Origin of the sequence: Pantoea sp. X85, from assembly GCF_029623675.1 — a bacterium.
Taxonomy (GTDB): domain Bacteria; phylum Pseudomonadota; class Gammaproteobacteria; order Enterobacterales; family Enterobacteriaceae; genus Pantoea; species Pantoea leporis.
Map to the genome: position 1 here is coordinate 3,567,203 of NZ_CP121108.1, position 25,068 is coordinate 3,592,270.

Annotated in this window: 21 protein-coding genes and 1 riboswitch; of the genes, 8 read left to right on the forward strand and 13 right to left on the reverse strand. The window is 52.2% G+C overall.

The window, feature by feature from the left end; translation table 11 throughout:
• Positions 1-8: 8 nt before the first annotated feature.
• Positions 9-317: a putative quinol monooxygenase gene (locus P6287_RS16510; RefSeq protein ID WP_008103384.1), complete on the forward strand. Its 309-nt coding sequence runs from the start codon at positions 9-11 to the stop codon at positions 315-317.
• An 82-nt stretch (positions 318-399) separates the two neighbouring features.
• Here P6287_RS16510 and P6287_RS16515 read toward each other — a convergent pair whose 3' ends face one another.
• The 4 genes from P6287_RS16515 to P6287_RS16530 all read right to left on the reverse strand — a co-directional run bounded on the left by P6287_RS16515 (position 400) and on the right by P6287_RS16530 (position 8,032).
• Positions 400-3,528 (reverse strand): Ig-like domain-containing protein, encoded by a 3,129-nt coding sequence (locus P6287_RS16515; protein ID WP_277974118.1) that lies wholly within the window; start codon positions 3,526-3,528, stop codon positions 400-402.
• A gap of 205 nt (positions 3,529-3,733) precedes the next feature.
• Positions 3,734-4,606, reverse strand: coding sequence for an OmpA family protein (locus tag P6287_RS16520; protein ID WP_137386547.1), 873 nt, complete (start codon positions 4,604-4,606; stop codon positions 3,734-3,736).
• A gap of 67 nt (positions 4,607-4,673) precedes the next feature.
• A complete protein-coding gene (locus P6287_RS16525) occupies positions 4,674-6,866 on the reverse strand; it encodes an Ig-like domain-containing protein (protein ID WP_277974119.1) in 2,193 nt (730 codons plus the stop codon).
• Between the two features lie 266 nt (positions 6,867-7,132).
• Positions 7,133-8,032, reverse strand: a complete 900-nt coding sequence (locus tag P6287_RS16530) for a LysR substrate-binding domain-containing protein (RefSeq protein WP_192412124.1) — start codon at positions 8,030-8,032, stop codon at positions 7,133-7,135.
• Positions 8,033-8,181: 149 nt separating this feature from the next.
• On the opposite strand from P6287_RS16530, the gene P6287_RS16535 reads away from it, so the two are divergent.
• On the forward strand, positions 8,182-9,600 hold the full coding sequence (locus P6287_RS16535; RefSeq protein WP_277974120.1) for a tetratricopeptide repeat-containing glycosyltransferase family protein: 1,419 nt from the start codon (positions 8,182-8,184) through the stop codon (positions 9,598-9,600).
• A 29-nt stretch (positions 9,601-9,629) separates the two neighbouring features.
• Here P6287_RS16535 and parE read toward each other — a convergent pair whose 3' ends face one another.
• From parE to nudF, 5 genes are read right to left on the reverse strand one after another with little or no spacing between them, the layout of a single operon-like run.
• On the reverse strand, positions 9,630-11,525 hold the full coding sequence (gene parE, locus P6287_RS16540) for a DNA topoisomerase IV subunit B (RefSeq protein ID WP_101762999.1): 1,896 nt from the start codon (positions 11,523-11,525) through the stop codon (positions 9,630-9,632).
• A gap of 13 nt (positions 11,526-11,538) precedes the next feature.
• Positions 11,539-12,153: an esterase YqiA gene (yqiA, locus tag P6287_RS16545; RefSeq protein ID WP_277974121.1), complete on the reverse strand. Its 615-nt coding sequence runs from the start codon at positions 12,151-12,153 to the stop codon at positions 11,539-11,541.
• A 3-nt stretch (positions 12,154-12,156) separates the two neighbouring features.
• Positions 12,157-12,984, reverse strand: a complete 828-nt coding sequence (cpdA, locus tag P6287_RS16550) for a 3',5'-cyclic-AMP phosphodiesterase (protein ID WP_277974122.1) — start codon at positions 12,982-12,984, stop codon at positions 12,157-12,159.
• A gap of 44 nt (positions 12,985-13,028) precedes the next feature.
• Complete coding sequence (locus P6287_RS16555; RefSeq protein WP_008103400.1) at positions 13,029-13,454, reverse strand: DUF1249 family protein; 426 nt, start codon at positions 13,452-13,454, stop codon at positions 13,029-13,031.
• Positions 13,451-14,086: an ADP-ribose diphosphatase gene (gene nudF / locus P6287_RS16560; protein ID WP_101762996.1), complete on the reverse strand. Its 636-nt coding sequence runs from the start codon at positions 14,084-14,086 to the stop codon at positions 13,451-13,453. The genes P6287_RS16555 and nudF overlap by 4 nt, the downstream gene beginning before the upstream one ends.
• Positions 14,087-14,111: 25 nt before the next feature.
• Here nudF and P6287_RS16565 point away from each other — a divergent pair, with 25 nt between their 5' ends.
• From P6287_RS16565 to P6287_RS16580, 4 genes are all read left to right on the forward strand, one after another.
• A complete protein-coding gene (locus tag P6287_RS16565) occupies positions 14,112-14,303 on the forward strand; it encodes a hypothetical protein (RefSeq protein WP_225614418.1) in 192 nt (63 codons plus the stop codon).
• Entirely contained in the window at positions 14,300-15,772 is a 1,473-nt protein-coding gene (gene tolC / locus P6287_RS16570) for an outer membrane channel protein TolC (protein ID WP_277974123.1), read from the forward strand. Before P6287_RS16565 ends, tolC begins: the two co-directional genes overlap by 4 nt.
• A gap of 140 nt (positions 15,773-15,912) precedes the next feature.
• A complete protein-coding gene (locus tag P6287_RS16575; RefSeq protein ID WP_061720467.1) occupies positions 15,913-16,587 on the forward strand; it encodes a DUF1190 family protein in 675 nt (224 codons plus the stop codon).
• Between the two features lie 8 nt (positions 16,588-16,595).
• Positions 16,596-17,759, forward strand: coding sequence for a glutathionylspermidine synthase family protein (locus P6287_RS16580; protein WP_277974124.1), 1,164 nt, complete (start codon positions 16,596-16,598; stop codon positions 17,757-17,759).
• Between the two features lie 38 nt (positions 17,760-17,797).
• Here P6287_RS16580 and ygiD read toward each other — a convergent pair whose 3' ends face one another.
• The gene (ygiD, locus tag P6287_RS16585) at positions 17,798-18,583 is read right to left on the reverse strand and encodes a 4,5-DOPA dioxygenase extradiol (protein WP_210081100.1); all 786 of its coding nucleotides are present in this window, start codon (positions 18,581-18,583) and stop codon (positions 17,798-17,800) included.
• Positions 18,584-18,856: 273 nt separating this feature from the next.
• Here ygiD and P6287_RS16590 point away from each other — a divergent pair, with 273 nt between their 5' ends.
• Complete coding sequence (locus P6287_RS16590) at positions 18,857-19,240, forward strand: cell wall hydrolase (protein ID WP_110867311.1); 384 nt, start codon at positions 18,857-18,859, stop codon at positions 19,238-19,240.
• 59 nt (positions 19,241-19,299) lie between these two features.
• Here the strand turns inward: P6287_RS16590 and ribB are convergent, their stop codons facing one another.
• The gene (gene ribB / locus P6287_RS16595) at positions 19,300-19,956 is read right to left on the reverse strand and encodes a 3,4-dihydroxy-2-butanone-4-phosphate synthase (protein WP_008103416.1); all 657 of its coding nucleotides are present in this window, start codon (positions 19,954-19,956) and stop codon (positions 19,300-19,302) included.
• A gap of 105 nt (positions 19,957-20,061) precedes the next feature.
• Positions 20,062-20,211: riboswitch (FMN riboswitch) on the reverse strand.
• Positions 20,212-20,382: 171 nt separating this feature from the next.
• Here ribB and P6287_RS16600 point away from each other — a divergent pair.
• A complete protein-coding gene (locus P6287_RS16600; RefSeq protein ID WP_008103418.1) occupies positions 20,383-20,688 on the forward strand; it encodes an accessory factor UbiK family protein in 306 nt (101 codons plus the stop codon).
• Between the two features lie 37 nt (positions 20,689-20,725).
• Here the strand turns inward: P6287_RS16600 and hldE are convergent, their stop codons facing one another.
• Entirely contained in the window at positions 20,726-22,150 is a 1,425-nt protein-coding gene (gene hldE, locus P6287_RS16605) for a bifunctional D-glycero-beta-D-manno-heptose-7-phosphate kinase/D-glycero-beta-D-manno-heptose 1-phosphate adenylyltransferase HldE (protein WP_110867313.1), read from the reverse strand.
• Positions 22,151-22,209: 59 nt separating this feature from the next.
• Positions 22,210-25,068: a bifunctional [glutamate--ammonia ligase]-adenylyl-L-tyrosine phosphorylase/[glutamate--ammonia-ligase] adenylyltransferase gene (gene glnE / locus P6287_RS16610; protein WP_277974125.1), complete on the reverse strand. Its 2,859-nt coding sequence runs from the start codon at positions 25,066-25,068 to the stop codon at positions 22,210-22,212.

Consider the following 25,068-nt stretch of genomic DNA (forward strand, 5'->3'; position numbering starts at 1 on the left):
GAAGCACTATGTTAACCGTCGTTGCAGAGATTTGTGTCAAACCGGGCCGTCGCCAGGTGGTTTTGGATGCGATTAACCAGCTGATTCCTACCGTGCTGGAAGAAGATGGCTGTCATCAATATGACGCATTAGTTGATCATCAGGCGCAAGTGCCGTGGAAACAGAATTCACCCGATTCCATTTTCATGCTGGAGCTGTGGGAATCACTGCGTCATCTGGAGCAGCATCAGCAGATGCCACACATGGATGCGCATCGCGCGTTGATTAAAGATGAAGTGGTCGATGTGAAGATCCTGGTGCTGGAAGCGGCTAAGTAAGCCGATTTTTTCTCGTTCATCATCATGCATAAAAAAGCCCCGGTCTTTCGATCGGGGCTTTTGTTTCGCAGCTAATCAGAAATTAGTGCTGTTGTTCCTGCAGCAGGTGCTGTGGAACCATCACTTCAGCATCGCCACCGTTGTTCTGGTAAACGTTATATTCAACGCCTGCCACGGTTACGGTGCCATTTGCCTGGCTCCAGTTATTCACGTCTTCACCTTCCGGCAGGATGTCTTGCAAGGTCACTTCCTGCGCAGAATCCGAAATCATCAACTGCGTTTTACCGTTGTCGATGAATAACGAGTCATCGCTCATGGACAGAATATCCGTCAGTGACATGCTCATCAGCGCTTCGTTGAATGAGTCTGGGAACAGGTCGCCTGGATCGATAGGTTCTGGTGGCGTAACGTCAACGTTAACGTCGAACGATTCTGCACCGGCTACTTCATTGCCCGCTGCATCACGGAAACCGAAGGAGATATGGTAGCTGCCTTCAGCCAGTTCATTGGTATCCAGCGTCCATTTACCGTTGGTCACCACCGCGCTGCCGATGATTTCGGTACGCGCCGCATCGCCATAGACCACTACCACGGTGCCATCTTCTTTACCGGTACCGTTCAGCTTCATGACCCGACCGTTGATATCCGACCCGATCGGGCGGGTAAAACCTTCTACATCAAGGAATGAACCACCGGTGTAAGTACCAGCCTGTGGTGCGGTCAGATCCACATCAAAGTTGATGCCGTCATTGATAGGGCCTTTCACACCTGAAGCGCTGACAGGTTGAACGCGGATATTATGCGCACCTTCCGTCAGGGCAGGCAGATCAATACTCCATTTACCATCAACTACGGTTGCTGAACCGATCTGTTTTTCGCCATCATAGATAATGACTTTAGAACCGTTTTCACCGGTACCGCGTACGGTTGGTGATTTGTCATCAGTGATGCCGCCATCAAGGATCTGACCAGTGATGACGCCCACGTCATCCCACAATTCGAAGTCCGTGATTTCGTCCGGCACTTTGGTATCGATAATCAGTTCAATTGGATCGGAACGATCGGAGGTGTTGCCCGCCGGATCGGTAATTTCAACCACCACGTCGTAATCACCATCACCGATTGGATCGGTTGGGGTGACTGTCCAATCACCTTTCTCGTCAACGACGCCGCTACCAATGACCTGCTCTTTGCCGTCTTTATCAATGATGATGATTTCTACAACGTCACCCGGCGTTGCACCGCCACCGGTGAACTCCGGCTGGGTTTCGTCAGTTGGCGTGCCTGGCTGGATGACGCCCTGCTCATCACCGGTGTTGTCGATAATGCCCGGAGCGACCGGTTTTTCAGGTGCAGTTAAATCCACCACGATGGTGACCGGATCTGAGAAGTCTGAACTTTTGCCGGTTTTTGGATCTTCGACTTTGATCTTCAGCTCATGAGAACCTTCTTTAAGTGGATCAAGCTCGATTTCCCATTTGCCATCTTTGCCTACGGCAGCAGAACCAATGACTTTGTCTTTATCATAAACATAAACAATTTCACCCTCTTCACCTGAACCGCGCAGCACTGGGGTGTCATCGTTGGTAGCATCACCGCTCAGCAGCGGACGCTCTTCTGCACCGTTGTTGGCGACGATCTCTTCAATCTGTGCCGGAGGCAGAGTCTTTGTATCAACAATCACGATGAATTCTTCTGATTTCTCTGAAGCTGCACCACCTTTGGAGGCTGAATCTACGCGCAGCGCATGTTTGCCTTCGGCCACATCCAGTTCGTAAGACCATTGACCACGTGAGTTGGCAATAACGGTTGCAACTAATTTTTCGCCATCCCAGATACGTACAATGGAGCCGGCATCCGCTTTACCCGACAGCGACAGAGTGGTGTCGTCAGTGGTATCGCCTGATTTCAGCTGACCGGTTACGCGGCCTACGTCATCATAAACACCTTCCAGTGAAGGCGCTTCAGGTGCAGTAGCATCCAGTTTCAGGATGAAGTTGTCTGATTTCGGACTCATACGACCGTAGCGATCCTGATACGCTACGTTGAAGATATAGGTATCATCCGTGGTCAGTTCCGGTGTGAAGGTCCAACGTCCATCACCGCCAGCGGTCACGCTGCCGATCGGTGCTGAATCAACGCCGTAAATGAAGACCAGCGATCCCGGTTTAGCCACGCCTGACAGCGTTGGGTTTTTATCATCGGTGTATTGACCCGAAGTTAAGTGATCAACATTACCTTCGTCGTCAATGACGCGCAGGATCTGTGGTGCTTCCGGAGCGCCTGCTTCGACATGCAGAATGATTGAGGTAGCGGGACCCCAGTTATTAGCGCTATCGCGAACACGCGTTTGATAGTAGTAGGTCCCATCTGGCAGTTCATCAGACTTGAAATGTAAATTGCCATCCTTATCTGCGGTAACAAGATACACTTCATTGTTCAGCGTAATTTGAACCTGTGCGAAAGGTTCGACTTTAGGTGATATCTCGATAAAGCTTTTATTGGTATATTTTTCAATAGCATTACCATGAGTACCAAAATTATTGGTATTTGCAGTCGCATCCTCAGACGGCTGCGACTCTGCAGTTGGGCCTTCGGCCATCACTACTGCGCCCGCTTCAACTTTCACAATGAATGGCGCTGAGACTGGGCTTTCATGTTTGCCAGCATCCTTAGCCACTACGGTCAGGCTGTGTTCGCCATCAGCCAATTCTGGAGTAATGGTCCATGCCCCCATGCTATTAGCTTTGACTGAAGCAATCGGATCTTTTCCACCGTTGTCATACAGGTAAACGATCGCGTCCGGCTCCGCTACGCCTGAAATGACAGGCTTGTGTTCATCGGTAATTTCGCCCGGATTCAAATTACCTTTATTACTACCGGTGTTATCTACCACACGCCAGATTTCTGGCGCTTCTGGAGCTTGGGTATCCAGATTTACAATGAAGGACGTTGGTGGTGCACGGTTACCCGCTTTATCGATGGTGATCAACTGCACGGTATGTAAGCCTTCGTCCCAGCCCGTTGGCGGTGTAAATGACCACTTACCATTTTCATCGATAGGTGCTTTGTAAACCACACCATCAATAAGAATCTCAACACGACCACCGGCATCTTTTAGATCGACTTGTTTATCTTTCCAACCAAATTTTTTGTCGGTAATAGTACTGATTTTCATTTCTTTAATTTCATTAATGCTGTTATTCGCCATGAATATATTCCTTTAAATATTTAGATTCGTGTTCCGGTTTCCTCCCGGAACGCAAGCATTCTCGACCAGTTAGTGAAATAACCAACACAGGACATGTCTTAATTAATGGTTTTTAATAGAATCATTAATTGTAAAGTGAAGTTGAAAAAAATGGCCTAAATTATAAAAAATCAGACCATTGGTTAATTTTTAGAAAGTGATAAAACTATTTATTCTCTACACTGATAATTACACGACGTTCGCCTTGATAGCATGCTTTCTGCTGCTTCAGGGAGCCCGCGCACTGCGCAGTGACCTGGCTTTCACCCATACTTTGCGATTGAATATAATCACTCGCGAGCCCGTTATTAACCAATAATTTCTTGATTGCATCCGCGCGGCGTTGGCCTAACTTGATGTTGCTTTCCTCCTCCCCAATCGGATCGGTAAAGCCGGTGACGATAATGCGCTGATCGGCTTTATTTTTGCTTTTCAACAAGGTTGCAAATTGTTGAATGGCGCTATGACCCTGAGCGGAAATATCGGCACTGTTCGCGCTACCAAAATTAAACAGCAAATCCGATGAAAACTCATAATTATCATAAGACTGTGTAGTTCCAGCCTTGCACGGCACCACCGCTGACGCGCGGGAAAGCAAATGAGTTTGCTGACGTGTTCCCACTAATTGCTGCTGAGCCTGTTCGCTATCCATCACCAGAGGACGGCCGGAACCGTCAAGGCTGGCAATGATATAATAGGTTTTGCCCGCCGCCAGATTATCGCGCCATGGTTGTTGCTGCTTGCCCTGATAACCTGGCGCATCATCGATATAACTTCCCAACGAATGTACACCCGGTTTCAGGCAAAACACCGTGTAGCCGCCGGTTAATAATGCCGTTTGGAATTCGCCATCAACATAGATGTGTGCTGCTTTATTATTATTATCGTCTGTAGCTCGATAATAAACGATGCGGGTTTGCTCTGAGGCCGCTGCAGGCATGGATTGCCAGGCTTTGCCAAAATTCGATTGCGCTTGGAGAGTTGCGCTGATGGACAATGACGCAAGCACCGTGGCAATAGCATATTTTTTAAGTTTCATTATAACTCCAGAAAACAGGCGCCAGATGACGCCTGTTTTTATTCTATTAATCGCAATGATGTGATAATTATTCAGATAAGTAATGAATATCTAAATCCTTCAAAGCTGTAATATCGAGAGACATCACGCCGTCCACTGCAGAACTCTTAATATCCGCATCGAAAAGCATATTACTTAAAATGCTTTCATCAATATTATTGAGTAATGCAGATTCTTCCTGCGCTTCATTGAATAACGTGTCACCGTTTGCCGAGAGCAGCTCAGATAATTCAACATGGCTGAGTAAATCAGGGAAGAGATCGCCCGGATCGATGGGTTCCGGTGGAATCGTATCGATCTCAACTTCAAAAGCTTCGGTTTTGGCTGTTACTACGCCTTCAGCATTTTTAAATGCCGCTTCAATCTTGTAAACATCATCAGATAACTCTGGCGTGGCGATACTCCACTTCCCGTTCTCATCTACGACAGAGGAGAGGTAATAATGGTTATTGCTCCCACTGAGCCAGATATAAACGATATCGCCCGCGTTGCCGGTTCCACCCACAAAAATCGTTGAATCATTCACCGCATCGCCGTTAGCAATAGGCTGTTTGCCGATGAAATACTTTTCGCCGTTATCCAACATTTCATCACGATACACGTCGTCAACCGCGCCAGTTACCGGTACATCGGGATTCGGAATCACTTCCTTGCCGGGATCAATAGGGTTATTCGGATCGTTGATTTCGATAATGACTTTTTCTGAAGGCGCAGATTCATTACCTGCTGGATCCACTTCAATAATCTGGAATTCGTGATCGCCATTACCAATGGCTTTTTCTGGGGTGAATTGCCACTTTCCTTCGTCATCGACAACGGTGCTGCCGATAACCTGGCCGTTATCAATGATTTTAATGATGTCGCCTTTTTCACCGACGCCAGAGAAGGTTGGTGTGCTGTCTTGCGTTTCGCCACCATTTTCAATCAACTTACCTTCATCATCAGCGATGGCACCAATGCCTTTATTTTCTGGTGCTACGGTATCAACCTCGATAATCCAGGCTTCGGAAGGCAGCGATTTATTCCCGACTTCATCTACGACGACGATGCTGAAATCATGTTTACCCTCTGACAGCGTCGGGCTGGTGTAGGTCCAGTTACCCTCGCTGTCTACTTTGGCAGTGCCCAGCAACTGGCCATCTTTCCAGATTTCAACGGTAGCGCCCGCTTCGGCCTTACCCGCCAGCGTCGGCGTGTTGTCTTTGGTGATGCCATCTTTCACGATCTCTTTCGGCGGATTTACGCTGTCATCCACCATGCTACCAATGGTGCCCTTGGCAGGGGCGGTCAGATCGATAACGAAGCTCCAGGCCTCGCTTGAATCGCCTACTACGCCACTTTCATTGCGTTCACGTGTGGTGATGCTGTGGCTACCGGCGCCCAATGCTTTACCGGGTGTAAAGGACCATGTGCCGTTTTCACCAACCGTGGTTTCACCAATTTTTGTGCTGCCATCCCAAATTTCAATGACATTCCCTTTGGTGCCCGTGCCGTTCAGTGTCGGCGTGGTGTCATCGGTACGGCCGCCTTTCGCGATCAATCCGGTAATGCTGCCTACGTCGTCATACAGGCCGTTAACTACAGGGACGTTTACATTGCCGTCGCCGCTGTCGCCGCCACCTTTACCGCCGTCATCACCGCCCTTCCCGTTGTCTCCACCATTTTGATCGCTGCTACCGTTTTCGTGAGCGTTTTTATCCTGATATTGCTCTTTGGCTGCCACGTAGCCCAGGCCGGCGGCCGCAGCGATAGCCGCCAATCCGCCTAAAGCGATCAACGCCGGAGACCATTCAAATCCCGAGGCCAGCATGAAACCAGAATCGGTATCAACCGTGCTCTCTCCAAGCGCTAATGCGGTGGTTTCGCCATCAGCCAATGCGACAGCATCATGATCGGCATTACCATCGGTAGCGACGTATTCATGCATCGCGCCATCTTCAGCTTTACCAACTAAAGCACCTGATTTAGCAAAAAAGTCTTCGATAATCAGATCGGGTTCGCTGGCGTCGGATCCTTCCAGCATCACCAGCAGATCTTTCCCGACACGCTTAACGGTAATGTTTTCTGGTGCAACGCCGTCATTACCTTGGGTCAGCAAATATTTGCCGTTGGTAATAGCCTGAACTTTTGCAGCTTTACCGTCTTTACCTACACGCAATGCTTCCGCTTTCGTTATTGTTTTTTTATCAATAACCGCAACACTCACGGGCGAAACGTTCATGTTTAATCCCTTCCGTACATTAGATTTTGATTGTGCGATTGCGTACAAACGCAGCAATCTCCCTGGCTTAACCCACCTGTGCGGGCTCAAAGTGAGCGACATAATCGGGAAAGAGAGATTTCCGAGACATAAGAAACGTCCCGTTAGGAAAGAAAAAATTTCCCAACATTGACAGAAAAGTTATTAGTTAATTAACTATATGAATTAAAGCGTTTTTATAAATAAAGATATGAAGATGAAGGGTAAATTATTGAGCAGGAACAAGACTATAACAGATGATTTTCCTGAATTTTTTCGCGTAAAAAACTCAGAAAACAGGTAATGCGCGAGGTAAGGGATTGATTGCGATAATAGACCGCGTGGATGGGTAAACGCTGTTCACGGGTTTCCGTTGCTAAAACCTGTACCAGACGCCCACTGTCGCGATCTTCACGGCTGACAAAATCGGATAAACGTACGATACCTTGCCCAGCTAAAGCCAGTTGACGCAATGTTTCACCACTGGAGGCGGACAGCGTAGGTTTGATGCGCAGGAACTCGCCTTCGCGCTGCCAAACCGGCCAGACGTTGTGTACATCAAGTTGACTGAACCCCAACAGCTGATGGTTCGCCAGTGCATCAACGTTTTCCGGTACACCAAACTTTTCAAGATAATCTGGGCTGGCTAACAGGCGTATAGCGCTGCTTCCGAGCACACGCGCACGCAGCGTCGAATCGCGCAGCTCGCCGATGCGAATGGCGATGTCCGTTTGCTGCTCCAGCAGATCGATCACAATATCGTCGGTGTTTAATTCCAGCTGAATCAGCGGGTAGCGCTGACGAAACTCCGCCACCAGCGGCACAATGACGTGCAGGGTAAAAGGCGTATTGGCATTGACGCGTAAGCGTCCAGAAGGAATGTCCCGGCGCTGCGCGATCAGTTCTTCCGCCTGTTCAACCGACGCCAGAATCTGCCGCGCATGATCGAGAAAAATCAGCCCCTCTTCGGTCAATGCCAGGCGACGCGTGGTGCGATGCATTAAGGTGGTTTGCAGCTTACCTTCCAGCCGGCTAAGCGCACGGCTCACGCCAGAGCTGGTTTGATCTAACTGCTCCGCAGCTGATGTGATTGATCCGGTATCCACCACCGCAACCCAGGCGCGTAACTCTTCCAGTGTTATTTTCAAATTCCCATCCTTAAAGATCGAGACCTGTCTTAGCGCGGTTTCTGACACTTTTGGCTTAAATTACGCCACTTTATTAGCGGCAGGATATCACAATGCGCCATAAACCTCGGGTGGCTAACGATTTACGTCAGCAACAAGCGGTAACCCAGTTGCTGCAGCAAGGGCGACAGGAAGAAGCCTGGCGTAAGATTCGGGCGCACCTGACGCTTGCTCCCTACGATGGCTGGTTCCTTCATGAAGCCGCACGGCTTGCCCGGCGCAACGGCGATCTGGATACGGCGCAGCGCTATTATCAGCGGGCGCTAAAACTTGCGCCAAAAGATGCGGGATTACTCAACGGTCTTGGCCTAACCCATTATGACGCCGGGTGCTGGAGCGAGGCGGAAGCCTGTTATCAGTCTGCGCTGCAATCACATATGGGCTATGCCGCCTGTCATAATAACTACGCTATTTTGCTGCATAAACAGCAGCGCTATCACCTTGCTTTAGATCAGTATCGATTGGCGCTGCAGAGCCAGCCTGATTATACCGAAGCCCGCTATGGCATAAGTACGTTGCTAGCGCACATGGGCCAGCTACAAGAAGCAGAAAGTCAGATGCAGCAAGTGCTGCAAGTGCGTGACGCCGATCAACGTTGCCGAAATTCGCTCGGCATGGTTCAGCTACAACAAGGCAACTTCGCTGCTGGCTGGTCTAACTATCAGGCGCGTTATGCATCCGATAATCCCGATCGCTTCTTTACCTTACCGAAACTCCCTATTCGCTACTGGCAAGGAGAGGATCTGCGCGGCAAAACGCTGTTGGTACGGACCGAGCAAGGCATGGGGGACGAAATTCAGTTCTGTCGTTATCTCACACGCGTTAAAACTGAAAAGCATGCGATAAAAGTGATCATGCTGGGCAACAAGTCCTTAAAATCATTGATGGTTACGCTGCCGCACCTCGATAATTATCTGACACGGGAAGATGTACAACACACGTTGCCACCGGCAGATTACTGGTGCTCTCTACTGGATTTACCGCAGCACTTCCTAAACTCAACACAGCCCTTTAGCGCGCATCATCCCTATCTGTTTAGCTCTGCAGAACAACAGGCGAGGTGGCCGATTAAGGGGAACGGGAAAAAAATTGGTATCGTATGGAAAGGCTCTAGCGGGCATAAGAATGATAGCCAACGATCGCTTGCGCACCTTTCACAGTTTGCACCTTTATTTGACCTGCCTGATATCAACTGGATTAGCCTGCAAAAAGGTGCAGGTGAAGAGGAAATCGCTGACTATCCACGCATACAGCCGCTTGGTGCCCAATTCACTGATTATCAGGATACCGCCGCGGTCATTTCACAACTGGATTTGGTGATTGGTGTAGATACGTCGGTGATCCACTTAGCAGGGGCGATGGGGATACCTTGCTGGGTATTACTTCCCGCCTGGGCGCGAGACTGGCGCTGGTTGGAAAATCGCGATGAATCGCCGTGGTATCCGCAAATGAGATTGTTTGGGCGCGGGCAGGATGAAGAGTGGAGCACGGTTATTGCGCGGGTTAAACAGGCATTACAGCAGCAATAAAACAGGGACGCCGCGGCGTCCCTGTTTTTTTACACTTCGAGGTCGGCTAAATCGCCTTTCTCTTGCAACCAGTTGCGGCGGTCTTCCGAGCGTTTCTTCGCCAGCAGCATGTCCATCACACGCAGCGTTTGGTCGACATCCTCATCACTTATCGTCAATTGCACCAGACGACGCGTATTCGGATCAAGCGTGGTTTCGCGCAGCTGCAGCGGGTTCATTTCACCCAAGCCCTTAAAACGCTGCACATTCGGCTTACCTTTCTTGCGCTTCAACTGGTCCAGCACGCCCTCTTTCTCATCTTCATCCAGGGCGTAATAGACTTCTTTGCCGAGATCGATGCGATACAGCGGCGGCATCGCCACGTACACATGGCCGTGTTGCACCAACGTACGGAAATGCTTCACAAACAGCGCGCACAGCAGCGTGGCAATGTGCAGACCATCGGAGTCCGCATCCGCGAGGATACAGATTTTGCCGTAACGCAGTTGGCTCAGATCTTCGCTGTCAGGATCGATACCGATCGCCACTGAAATATCATGCACTTCCTGTGAGGCCAGCACTTCGTCCGAAGAGACTTCCCAGGTATTGAGGATCTTACCTTTCAGCGGCATGATCGCCTGATAATCACGATCGCGCGCTTGCTTGGCGGAACCGCCCGCAGAATCCCCTTCGACGAGGAACAGTTCGGTTTTGTTCAAATCTTGTGCGGTGCAGTCAGCCAGTTTGCCCGGCAGCGCCGGGCCGCTGGTGAGTTTTTTACGCACCACTTTCTTCGCGGCGCGCATGCGGCGCTGCGCGCTGGAGATTGCCAGCTCGGCCAGCATTTCAGCCGCCTGCACGTTTTGATTCAGCCACAGGCTGAAGGCATCTTTGACCACCGCTGAGACGAATGCCGCACACTGACGCGACGACAGGCGCTCTTTAGTCTGCCCGGCAAACTGTGGATCCTGCATCTTCACCGACAGCACGTACGCGCAGCGATCCCAGATATCTTCTGCCGACAGCTTCACGCCGCGCGGCAAAATATTGCGGTATTCGCAAAACTCGCGCATGGCATCCAGCAAGCCCTGACGCAATCCGTTGACGTGCGTGCCGCCTTGCATGGTTGGGATCAGGTTAACGTAGCTTTCTGTTAGCAGCTCTCCGCCTTCCGGCAGCCATAGCAGCGCCCAATCCACCGCTTCCACATCGCCAGCAAAACTGCCCACAAAGGGTTTTTCCGGCAGCGTGGGTAAGCCGTCAACCGCTTCACACAGGTAATCGGTCAGGCCATCCTGATACATCCAGGTTTGTTCGGTGTCGTTGACCTTGTCTTTAAAAACAATTTCAACGCCCGGACACAGCACGGCTTTGGCTTTTAACAGATGTGATAAACGAGAAACCGAGAAACGCGGGCTATCAAAGAAGCTTTCATCTGGCCAGAAATGCACGCTGGTACCGGTATTGCGTTTACCGACGGTGCCGGTAACCGTAAGATCCTGCACCTTGTCGCCATTTTCGAAGGCAATCTGGTAGATTTCGCCGTTACGTCGCACGGTAACTTCCACACGCTTCGACAAGGCGTTAACCACCGAGATCCCGACGCCGTGCAAGCCGCCTGAGAACTGATAGTTTTTGTTGGAGAATTTGCCGCCCGCATGCAGGCGACAAAGAATCAGCTCAACCGCTGGCACGCCTTCTTCCGGATGGATATCCACTGGCATGCCACGACCATCATCAATAACTTCCAGCGACTGGTCGGCATGAAGAATGACTTCCACGCGTTTAGCGTGACCGGCCAGCGCCTCATCGACGCTGTTATCGATCACCTCCTGGCCCAGGTGGTTCGGGCGCGTGGTATCGGTGTACATCCCCGGACGACGACGCACCGGTTCAAGGCCGGTCAGGACCTCAATGGCATCGGCATTATAGCTTGATTGGCTCATCGTAAATGTCTGATTAGCAATAGGAAAATGGCCCCACTTCGCAAGGCCACTGGGCGTTTAATCCCAGAAAATCAACGATCTGTGCGAAATGGCGTTCGAATCCGATATAGGCATGATTGCCGCCCTCTTCAACCGTCTGGCGGCATGCGCTGTAATACTCCAGCGCCTGGCGATAATCGAGTATTTCATCGCCGGTTTGTTGCAGCAGCCAGAGTAAATCGGGCGCTTCAAGAGGGTCAATCTGCATTACTTTCAGATCGTAAATGTGGCGAGACTCTAACACATATTGCTGGCCGGTGTAGGGATTACGGTTTTCGCCGAGGTAATCCACCAGCAGCTCAAACGGCCGTACGGCGGGATTAACCACCACCGCTGGCAACATAAAACACTGCGACAGCCAGGTAGCAAAATAGCCGCCCAGCGATGATCCCACCAATCCCAGCGGTTCACCGGCATATTGCATCACCAGATCTTCCAGCATGCTGGCGGCTTCAGACGGAAACGTCGGTAGTTGCGGCACCATTACATTGATATGCGGATGCTGTTCGTTGAGCCACTGCTGCAGCTGCGTGGCTTTCGCCGATTGCGGTGAACTGTTGAAGCCATGCAGATAAATCAGCGCCGCCATTGCTTAGTAGCCCTCGGAATCAAGATCGGGGCGGAACATGTCACTTTGCAGGCGGTTCACTTCGGTCTGCAGCGAGCCGTCGGGCTGCAAGGTAAGCCAACGCCAGCCCGGCGCCAGCGTATCAATAGTGAAGTTAGTGCAATGCGGTTTGAACTGGACGCAGGTTGATGGTGAAGCCATCACACGGCGACCATGCCAGTCGAGATCGAGCTCCTGATGAATATGGCCGCACACCAGATTGCGTGCGCGTGGGAAGTGCTGCAGTACCGCTTCCAGCTGATGCGGATTGCGCAAGCTGTGCTGATCTAACCAGGTACATCCGGAAGCCAGCGGGTGATGATGCAGCAATACCAGAGTGTGGCGTTCTGGGTACTTGCTCAGTGCGGTGTGCAGCCACTCCAGCTGGTATTCGCTCAACATGCCGTGTGGCACACCAAATACCTGGCTATCCAGCAGCACCAGTTGCCAGTGATCGCCCAAAAGAACGTGCTTGTCAGATTTGATGCCCGCTTCAGCTAGCGTATCCACCATTGCCGGCTGAAAATCGTGATTTCCCGGCAACCAGACGCAAGGTTTTGGCAGACGATTAATGCCTGCTACAAAGTGTTGGTAAGCTTCGACGGTGTGATCCTGAGCGAGATCGCCAGTGGCGATAATCAGATCATACTGGCGCTGTTGTACTTCAATAGCATCCAGTACCGCATCAAAACTCGACCAGGTATTTACCCCAAGCAGCGATTGATGTTTTCCGGCGAAAAGATGGGTATCCGTGATTTGTAAAATCCTGATATCAGACCCATCTTGCGCAGGAAGAGTTAGCAGGCTATCCAAAGCGTTTCCTTAATCTCCACGCCATCGTTGCGTTTTTTACGCTATCAGCAAACCGGTACTGCCACAGCGCCGTGCGCTAAGCAGTAACGTAACCAATCCGCAAGGAACTGGTTAATCTGATGTTTTTCATCGCGCTGATGCAGTTTTTTATTAGGATAATCATAGCGCGCTTTAAATCGGTAGATCTGTTTAGTGGAACACACTTCAGCGACCATCGCATCATGGTAGAGCCGCACCGACATAGAAGGCAGGCTCCAGTAACTCACTGCGGGCGCCACCTGACGCACTTCCACCAGCGTGGTGTAACGCGTCGATTCTTCGATGGTGAGCTGATAGCTGGCGCCATTCACCTGATAAATCACCGATGCGCCTGCCTCGTCATTACGCGGCAGCAGGCGACGCAGCTGGGCGAAATTGGTTTCGCACAGGCGCATCATTTCGGGAAAGTCAGGGGTATAGCGCTGTTTCATTTTAGCTTCCACTCTTGTCGTAGTTTTTCATGGTGCAACGCCAGCCATTGCAAGGCGATGACAGATGCCGCGTTATCAATAATCCCCTCTTCCACCCAGCGATAAGCTTGTTCGCGGCTCACCACATGGACAAGAATATCCTCATTCTCTTCCTCCAGCCCGTGATTTCCCTCTGCCAGGCTGGCATCCACTTCGCCCACCAGCACCGATAAACGTTCAGACGTTCCGCCGGGGCTGGCTAAGTAATTCACTATCGGTTTGACGCGGCCAACCTTAAGGCCGGCCTCTTCTACCGCCTCACGTCGTGCGACATCTTCTGGTGTTTCGCCAGGTTCGATGATGCCAGCCACCATTTCCAGCAGCCAGGGCGTTGGGCTGGAATCAAAAGCGGGAATGCGGATCTGTTCGATCAGTACCACTTCATCACGCAAGGGATCATAGGGTAGCAGCACGGCGGCGTGTCCGCGCTCAAAAACTTCGCGCACCACTTCACCACTCATTTCGCCATTAAAACGACGGTGGCGGAAACGGTAGCTGACGATGGAAAAAAAACCATCGTAACGCGTTTCGCGTGCAATAATTTCTACATCGTTTTTTGTGAAAGTCACAGGGGATTTTTTTTCACTCGCCATCGTCTGATTCCTTATGCAGATTGGGATGGAGCAAAGAAAAGCCAAGTCTACCGCTCCGTCCGAGTGGTTCTTTTTGAATTATTTACGTAAATTAGGGGAAGAAGGCACGTTCAGCCAACTTATCTCTGACGCCGCCTCTGTAGAATCGGCGATTATTTTTTTGGCTTACCTGCAGCACTACCAGTGCATTTTGCTGCAACAAAAGGAATGCAAATGAAAAAACTGCTCCCACTTTTTATTGGGCTGACTCTGGGCGGATTCAGCCTTGCCAGCCAGGCAGAAAACCTGTTGCAGGTCTATCAGCAGGCGCGCCTTAGCAACCCCGATCTGCGATCTTCTGCCGCTAACCGCGACGCTGCATTTGAGAAAATCAATGAAGCGCGTAGTCCATTATTGCCGCAGTTAGGCTTGGGCGCAGATTACAAATATGACAATGGCTACCGTGACAGCAGCGGACTTCATTCCAACACGACCAGCGCCTCTCTGCAATTAACTCAAACTATTTTCGATATGTCGAAATGGCGTGCGCTGTCGCTGCAGGAAAAACAGGCCGGTATTCAGGATGTTACCTATCAGGTTGCTCAGCAAGACCTGATTCTTAACACGGCGACTGCCTATTTTAACGTGTTAAAGGCAATCGACACGCTTTCTTACACCGAAGCACAGAAACAATCTATCTACCGCGAACTGGATCAAACCACGCAGCGCTTTAACGTGGGTTTGGTCGCGATTACTGACGTGCAAAACGCCCGTGCACAGTATGACACCGTGCTGGCTAACGAAGTGACTGCACGTAACAACCTCGATAATGCGGTGGAATCGCTGCGTCAGATTACCGGCATGGATTATCTGTCGCTGGCTTCATTGAATATCGATCGTTTCAAAACCGCGCGTCCAGATGCTGTGGCCAGCCTGCTGAAAGAAGCGGAAAGCCGCAACCTGACCTTGCTCTCTGCGCGACTGAGCCAGGATCTGGCGCGTGAGCAGATTCGTTCAGCCGAAACCGGCCACATGCCGACGCTGGATTTGACCGCCTCAACCGGTATGTCGAATAGCAAATATGGCGGCAGTCGCGCCAATCAGAGCGCTGGCAGCACCGATTCCATCACCGGTTCTAACCAGGTTGGCCTGAGCTTCACCATGCCACTTTATAGCGGCGGCTCGGTCACCTCGCAGGTGAAACAAGCGCAGTACAACTATGTCGCGGCCAGCGAACAGCTGGAAGGCGCGCATCGTAGCGCGGTTCAGACGGTACGTTCATCATTCAATAACGTGAATGCCTCTATCAGCAGCATTGATGCTTATAAGCAGGCCGTTGTCTCTGCACAAAGCTCACTGGATGCGATGGAAGCCGGGTATCAGGTCGGTACGCGTACCATCGTTGATGTGCTGGATGCGACCACCACGCTGTTCAATGCTAAACAGCAGCTTTCTGATGCGCGTTATAGCTATCTGATCAACCAGCTGAATATCAAATATGCGCTGGGTACGCTGAACGAGCAGGATCTGCAGCAGCTGAACAGCACGCTGGGCAAAGAGATCACCACAACACCTGAAGTGGTGGCGCCGGAGAATAACCAGCAGGCCGCGCGTGTGGATAACGGTCCGAAAGCTTCATCGCCTTCAACTGCCGCACAAGCCCGTCCAGCTGCCGCACGCAGCAGCGGAAATCCATTCGGTAATTAATTCCCCAGGGGGCCGTATGCGGCCCCTTTCGCATTCAATCGTATAGCTACGTAAAGATCCTTTCCCCATCTGGCTTCGCGCTTCATTTTCCACCGCTCATCCCCTATCCTTACCCCACCTTTGGGCACAGGATGAAAATAATGAAACGGACGAAAAATATTCGCCATGCCGCTTTTCGTAAAAGCTGGCAGGCACGCCACTTAACGCCAGTCGCCTTTGCCGTTAGCGCAGTGTTTATGCTGGCAGGCTGCGAGCAGAGTGACGAAACGGTGTCGCTCTATCAAAACGCGGATGATTGCGCCAAAGCCAATCCAGGCCAGAGCGCGCAATGTACCACTGCGTATAACAACGCACAGAAAGAAGCCGAACGTACCGCGCCAAAATACGCTACACGCGAAGATTGTGTGGCTGAGTTTGGTGAAAACCAATGCCAGCAAACGCCTGCACAAGCGGGTGTGGGCACCACCGCAAACAATGCTGAAGCTCAGCAAAGCGGTAGCTTCTGGATGCCGTTGATGGCCGGTTACATGATGGGACGTATGATGAGCGGCGGCGCAGGGTTTGCCCAGCAGCCCCTGTTCTCGCCAAAAAATCCGAACAGCCCGGCAAACGGTAAATTTGTTGATGCTGCGGGTAAAAACTACGGTAATGCCACATCGGGCCGCACCATCAACGTGCCGAAAACAGCAATGGCGCCGAAACCCGCGACCACTTCCACCATTACGCGTGGCGGCTTTGGTGACAGCGTGGCAAAACAAAACACCATGCAGCGCAGCAGTGCTTCTGGCACCGGCAGCCGCTCGCTGGGAGGCTAAGCCGCAGCATGCAACGTATTGCAATCCCCGAACGTCCAGACTGGCGTGAAAAAGCCGCGGAGTATGGTTTTCAGTTTCACACCATGTATGGCGAACCTTACTGGTGTGAAGATGCGTACTACCAATTCACGCTAGCGCAGGTTGAACAGCTTGAGGATACCACCGCCGAACTGCACCAGATGTGTTTGCAGGCGGTGGAAAAAGTGGTGAACAGTGACGAGCTGCTCACCCGTTTCTGTATTCCTAAGCACACCTGGGACTTTGTGCGTGATTCCTGGAAGTTGCGCCAGCCTTCGCTCTATTCGCGCCTCGATCTGGCATGGGATGGCAAAGGTGACGCTAAGCTGCTGGAAAACAACGCTGATACACCAACCTCACTCTATGAAGCCGCCTTCTTTCAGTGGATTTGGCTGGAAGACCAGGTCAAAGCGGGCAATCTGCCGCAGGGCAGCGACCAGTTCAACAGCCTGCAAGAGAAGCTGATTGAGCGCTTCGCCACGCTGCATCAGCAGTTCGGTTTCAACTGGCTACACTTCTCCTGCTGCCGTGATACTGAGGAAGATCGCGCCACGGTGCAATATCTGCAGGACTGCGCCACTGAAGCCGGCTTGCCGAGCGAGTTTCTCTATATTGACGAGATTGGATTGGGTGAAAGAGGCCAGTTTACCGACGTAAACGATCAGGTCATCAGCAATCTGTTTAAGCTCTATCCGTGGGAATTCATGCTGCGTGAAGTGTTTTCTACCAAGCTGGCGGATGCGGGCGTGCGTTGGCTGGAGCCGGCCTGGAAAAGCATCATTTCCAATAAAGCGTTGTTACCGCTGCTGTGGGAAATGTTCCCTAATCATCCCAATTTGCTGCCCGCTTACTTTGCCGATGATAAGAACGCGCCGCAGATGGATAAGTACGTGGTGAAACCGCTGTTTTCACGCGAAGGGGCCAATATTCGTATCATTGAAAACGGTCAGGAGATCGCCCGCGCTGATGGTCCGTATGGCGAAGAAGGCATGATTATCCAGCAGTTCTATCAGCTACCGAAATTCGGTGATAGCTATACCTTGATCGGCAGTTGGCTGATTGACGATCAACCTGCGGGCATCGGCTTACGCGAAGATCGTGCCTTGATCACGCAGGATCTGTCGCGCTTCTATCCGCATACCTTTGTTGAGTAAAGGCTGTGCCGCCCGCACCCTTCGGGCGGCCTTGCGCATTAGCCAATCTGCACTGACATCATGCTGATCGCGCCCATCTCCATCCCTTCCACAGGAATGCTGATCGCTTCATCAGCGGCACGCGCGCCAAGAATATAGAGCAGCGGTAGATAGTGTTCAGGCGTTGGGTTCGAAAGCTGTGCATCCGGATGCTGCATAAAGTTCACCAATGGGTGATCTGCTGCCTCACCGTGGAAATCCAGATTCTCACGTACAAACTGATTAAAGCTCTCCGCCCACGGATACGCGGTTTCTGCGCCCTGCCAGCGCAGCATACGCAGATTGTGCACCACGTTACCGCTGGCCACGATCATCACATCCTCATCTCGTAATGACGCCAGCTTTTGCCCCAATGCGTAGTGCCATTCAGCAGGTTTAGTGCCGTCGATACTCAGTTGCACCACTGGGATGTCGGCATCGGGATACATTTTTGCCAGCACCCCCCAGGAACCATGATCAAAACCCCACTCCTGATCGGCATGAACGGCGATCGGAGCCAGTAAATTCATCACTTGCTGAGCCAGTTCTGGCGATCCTGGCGCGGGATAGCGCACATCAAATAGCGCCTGTGGGAAACCACCAAAATCATGGATAGTGCGCGGATTATTCATCGCCGTCACCGCCGTGCCGCGTGTGTACCAGTGCGCCGAAACCGCGAGAATCGCACGTGGACGCGGCAACGTTGCGCCCAATTGCTGCCAGGTTTGGGTATAACGATTATCTTCCAGTACGTTCATCGGGCTGCCGTGACCAAGGAACAGCGCAGGCATGCGTGTAGTGCTCATGATTAATCCTTTGACGAAGTGTCGCTTTGTTAACCGCTACGATACGCGCTTTCGCTGGGGGATTAACGCTGATAAGTATGATGGTCTCTGTCAGAGAATTTGAATGATACAGGGCGGATAAATTCGCCACAGGTTAGGTCTTAATATTGCACGCGCGCCTCTTAGGTATCAATGATATAGCCCGCACCTAAGACCGAGCGAGACCAGTCTTGTTACATCCAATCAATCTACTTCTTAAACTCCCCTCGGTTTTAGAAAGATGAGTTGGAATTTATGTTAATTCAGGGAGCAATATTGTGCCTGGCGATGAATATCTACCATGAAGCGCGTGGCGAACCGATTAAAGGACAAATAGCCGTTGGTACGGTGACCATGAACCGGGCCAATTGGGATGTCAAAGAGATCTGTCCTGTGGTGTATGCACCTAAGCAGTTCTCCTGGACGTCTCTCAAAAAGCATCCTTATCGTTATCCACCACATGAAGATAAAAGCTGGCAACGCGCCAGAAAGCTGGCACAGAAGATTGTTGAAGGGGAATTACAGGACGTAACGAAAGGCGCGACCTTTTTCCATGCACATCATGCTAAACCGGCCTGGCGTCATACCTTTCAGCGTACAGTAGTAATTGGCAATCACGTGTTTTATGCCAATCGTTAAAACAAAAAAAAGAGGCCAGATAGATATCTATCCGGCCTCTTTCTTCTGTATTAATTCAGTTAACTGGCGTGACGGGTTTCCCGCTGACGGCGATACGCCACCAAATCTTCAATGGTGACGACCGGCATATCATGTTGCTTAGCAAACACGATTGCTTCTGGCGCGTGCGCCATGCTGCCATCATCATTGGTCAATTCGCACAATACGCCTGCAGGTTTGAATCCTGCCAGCGTCACCAGATCGATAGTCGCTTCAGTGTGTCCACCACGCGACAGAACACCGCCTTCACGCGCACGCAGCGGGAAAACATGGCCCGGACGGTTAAGGTCTGAAGGCTTCGCGCCATCAGCCACCGCAGCGCGAATGGTGGTGATGCGATCGGCAGCAGAAACGCCGGTGGTCACACCGCTTGCAGCTTCAATTGTCACCGTGAAACCGGTGCCGTAAGCGCTGGTGTTAGTTTCCACCATCATTGGCAGCTCAAGCTGCTGACGGCGCTCTTCAGTGATGCAGAGGCACACGATACCGCTGCCGTGACGGATGGTTAATGCCATCTGTTCAACGGTCATGGTTTCTGCCGGGAAGATCATGTCACCTTCGTTTTCACGATTTTCATCGTCGAGCACCATTACACCGCGGCCGTTGCGCAGCGCATCAATGGCGCGCTCTACACGCTGTTCAGGCGTGCCAAATTCAGAAAGAAGCGTCTGATTCATGGTAAAAAAACCTTATAAAATATGAGTTACCAGAACCAGGGCGTGCTTAGGAGTGCGTACAAAACACATGGCAAAAACGTGACGCGGGCAAAGCCCGGCTGATGTCGTTACCCTCTCCCATCCGGACTCTAACCGTCGGCTCCGGAATTACACCGGATCTGCTGACCTCTCACATTACTGTGAGAGCGCTCGCGGGCTTTCAGCAAGAGCTGATTTACCGCCGGTGGGGAATTTCGCCCCGCCCTGAGAATAAGCGAACAAACTATAACGCCAATCATCTGGTCGGGCAATCGACAAAAGTGCAAATGCTTTTGCATTTCCTGCGTTGCGGATTTCAGGTTTAACCTTTTCGTTTCAGGCATTACACTTAATAGCTATTGAGTCCGAACACGCGCAGCTATCGGCCACCGTAACCAGGAAATAATCATGATCGACACGAAAAAAATTGAACAACTGGCTCGCCAGGTACATGAAGCGATGCCGAAAGGGATTCGCGATTTTGGCGATGATGTCGAAAAGAAAATCCGTCAGGTATTGCAGGCGCAGTTGACGCGCATGGACCTGGTTAATCGTGAAGAGTTTGATGTGCAGACGCAGGTACTGCTGCGCACGCGCGAGAAATTAGCTGCGCTGGAACAGCGCCTGGCGAAGTTAGAAAGTGAAAGTCCAGCGGCACCCGCGCCGGCGATCATCACGCCAGATCCCGCTGGGAAAATTGATACTCCGCAGTAAGCTAATGGGCGGGAGTTTTCCTCCCGCCCATTCACACTTAATGACTGCGAATCGTTTTGATGATGTTGCTGGTTGAGATGCCATCTTCGAAGTTTAATACGCGCACGTCACCACCGTTTGCCCACACTTCTTTGCTACCCGCGATATCTTCCGGCTTGTAGTCGCCGCCTTTTACCAGCAGATCTGGCAGCACTCCCGCAATCAGACGTTGTGGCGTATCCTCTTCAAACAGCACCACCCAATCCACCGCTTCCAGCGCACCCAGCACAATCATACGGTTTTCTTGCGGATTGACCGGACGCGTTTCGCCTTTCAGACGCTTCGTCGAGGCATCACTGTTAACGGCCACAATCAGGCGATCGCCCAGCTTGCGCGCGTTCGCCAGATAAGAAACATGGCCAGCGTGCAGGATGTCGAACACGCCGTTGGTCATTACCACTTTCTCACCACGCTGACGCGCCAGCGCAACAGCGGCTTTCAGCTCCGCTTCGGTCATCACACCAAATCCCGTTTCCGGACGGGCGTGAATGGCATTTTCCAGCTCAACAGTGCTGACAGTGGAAGTACCGAGCTTCCCGACGACGACGCCAGCCGCAGCATTCGCCAGGAAACAGGCTTCTTCCAGGCTGTCGCCAGCCGCCAGCACTGCGGCTAGCACGCCAATCACCGTATCGCCCGCACCGGTCACGTCATACACTTCCTGCGCCTGCGTAGGCAGATGCAGCGGCGCTTTGCCCGGCTGCAGCAGCGTCATACCGTTTTCAGAACGGGTTACCAGCAGCGCGGAAAGCTCATAATCAGCGATTAACTGCATGCCACGACTGACAATCTCTTCCACGCTTTTGCATTTACCCACAACCGCTTCGAATTCAGACAAATTCGGCGTCAGCAGCGTTGCACCGCGATAACGTTCAAAATCAGTGCCTTTAGGATCAATCAGTACCGGCACTTTAGCTTCACGCGCTAATTGAATCATGGTCTGCACGCTGTTCAGCGCGCCTTTGGCGTAGTCAGACAGCACCAGCGCACCCGCTTGCGTCAGCGATTGACGCATACGATCGTGAATCGGCTGCGGATCAATCTCCTCAAAACCCTCTTCGAAATCGAGGCGAATCAGCTGCTGATTGCGCGAAAGCACGCGCAATTTGGTGATGGTTGGATGGCTTTGTACCGCCACAAAATCACAGTCGACGTTGACCTTTTGCAGGGTTTCGCTCAACACGCGCGCGGCATCATCGGCGCCGGTCAAGCCAATCAGCCGTGATGCTGCACCGAGCGCAGCAATGTTCATGGCGACGTTTGCCGCGCCGCCTGGACGCTCTTCAATGGTATCCACTTTCACCACCGGCACCGGCGCTTCCGGGGAAATACGGCTGGTTGGGCCATACCAATAGCGATCTAACATCACATCGCCGACGACCAGCACAGTGGCCTTGCCAAAAGTGGGCAGTGTTACTTTCATTCAGAGACTCCAACACGGTCAAAATAATGCGCGGGATATTACCACATAAGCCATCAGGCTCACTGTTCCGCGCTGTCAGATTGGGTACCGCTTAACCAACGCTGCCAACTGTTGTTGACCACCGCGCGTTCAGCGACAAAGGCTTCAGGCGCCACATGGCCCGGTAATTCCTGCAATGCCAGATGGTGCAGTGCATCACGCAGCGTGACGTACGCATGCGTCAAAGCCTGCGCCTCTTCATCCGGCATAATGCCATGACGCGCCATCAATTCGAAAATGCGGACATTATCCGACCAACGCGTCAACGCTGGCTGATCGGCCGCGTAGCTTAAGACAAGGTATTGCGCGATGAATTCAATGTCGGTGATACCGCCCTCATCGGTCTTAATTTCCCAGCGACCTTTCTGTTTGTTGCTGAGATGCGCCCGCATTTTTTCGCGCATTTCACGCACTTCTTTTTGCAACGTCTCAACGTCTCGCGGCAGGCAAAGAACGTTACGGCGGATTTCATCAAAGCGTTCACAGAGCGCAGGTTCGCCAAACACGATGCGCGCGCGCACCAGCGCCTGATGTTCCCAGGTCCATGCTTCGCTGCGCTGGTATTCGTTGAAAGCGGAAAAAGTACTGACCAGCATACCCGCCGCGCCAGAAGGACGCAGACGCGCATCCACTTCATACAAAATGCCGGACGACGTGCGCGTGCTAAACAGATGCATTACACGCTGCGCCAGGCGCAGATAGAACTGGCGACCATCAATGACGCGCTCGCCATCGGTTTCCGCATCATCCGGACAATCATGCAGGAACACCAAATCAAGGTCAGAGCTGTAACCCAGCTCCCAACCACCCAGCTTGCCATAACCGACAACCGCAAAACCGCGCTCACTGTCGCTAGTCAAATGCGATGGACGACCATATCGCTGCACCATCATCTGCCAGGCTTGCTGCACCACGGATTCAATAATCGCTTCTGCCAGCCAGGTTAAGTGATCGCTCACTTTCATTACGGGTAGCGTTTCAGCAATATCGGCAGCGGCGATGCGCAGATGCTGCGCCTGTTTAAACTGGCGCAATGCTTCCAACTGCTGCTCTTCGTCATCGGTGGGAATACGCAGCAGATATTGGCGCAGTTCGTCGCGATAAGCGTCGGTTGCGGTAGGTTGATACAGCGTTGCGGGATCGAGTAACTCATCCAGCAGCAGCGGATAGCGCGCCAACTGGCTGGCAACCATTGGTGACGCGGCACACAGACGAATCAAATGACGCAGCGCGCCATGATATTCGGTGAGTAATTCCAGATAAGTGCTGCGCGTCAGCACGCCCAGCAACAACGGCGTCAGACGATTCAGCAGCACATCGGCATCTTCGCGCGGGCAGACTTCACTGAGCAGACGCGGCATCAACTGGTCGAGCGCCAGACGACCGCGCGGACCAATAGTACGGCGACTCACATCCTGGCGGAAATTGTTCAACGCGTTGTAAAGCGCGTGACGCTGCGCATCGTCCAATTGCGGTACCACCGGGATGAGATCGCTCTCTTCCAGCGCGTCCTGCCACAGCCCGGCAAACTCAGCCAACTGCGGCTGATCGTCGACATCCGGTGCATCGTCGCCAATCAGCTCGTCAAAGATGGCGCGCACACCGGCCATTTGCAGCTCAAGCTGCGCCATCAGCGCGGTCCAGTCTGCCGCGCCCATCGCCCAGGCTAAGCGCTGGCGGTCGAGCTCGTTCTCTGGCAGCGTTTGCGTTTGCTCGTCATTAATGCTTTGCAGCAGGTTTTCCAGCCGACGCAGGAACAAATAGGCTTCACGTAGATGATCGACCTGTTTCTGACTTAACAAAGCCAGCTCACCAATCGCTTTGAGCGTAGGGAGCAAGGAGCGCAATTGTAGTGAGCGCTCACGTCCACCGCGAATCAGCTGGAACACCTGCACAATGAATTCTGTTTCACGAATGCCGCCGGCGCCGAGCTTGATGTTGTCTTTCAAGCCGCGTCGACGCACCTCGCGCGCGATCATGCCCTTCATGTTACGCAGCGATTGAATCACGCTGAAATCGATATAGCGGCGATAGACGAACGGCCGCAGCATTTGCTGCAATTCCTGACTCCAGTGGCCGTGATCGTCGCCCATCAGCCGGGCTTTGACCATCGCATAGCGTTCCCAGTCGCGGCCCTGCTCCTGATAATAATCTTCCAGTGCCGCGAAACTCAGCACCAGCGGACCGCTATCACCAAACGGACGCAGGCGCATGTCCACGCGATAGACAAATCCATCCACCGTTGGTTGATCGAGCACTTTGATCAGCCGCTGCCCCATGCGCGTGAAGAATTGCGCATTGTCGAGCTCGCGCCGTCCACCTTGGGTTACGCCGTTTTCCGGCCAGGCAAAAATCAGATCGATATCAGAAGAGAAGTTGAGTTCACAGCCGCCGAGTTTACCCATGCCGAGAATCAGCATCGGCTGGGCTTCACCCGCTTCATTGCATGGCGTACCAAAGTCGCGGCTGCAATCCTGCCAAACCCAGTCGCGCGCGGCAGCGATGAGGATTTCCGCCAGCGTGCTGAGTTGCTGCAAACTTTGTTCGGTAGTGGCATGTTGCAGCGCCTGCATCCAGGCGATGCGCACCAGCATATGACGACGGAACAAACGCAGTTCACGCATCAGGGAGGTTTCATTTTCAACTGAGTGCAGCACGTCATTCAGCCAGCGGGCATAGTGCTGCCACTCATCTGGCGCAGGCGCTTGCTGTTGCAGATGCTGCCACCATTCGGGATGCTGCTGCAGGTTATCGAGGATAAAGTCACTAAAGGTCAGCGCGCCCGCCTGTTCTGGCGTGAACGCTGAGGATGGCAAATTAAGTCGCTCTGCCACATTAGCCAACTGCGCCTGCATGAGCGCCGGTAACGGTAACAACAT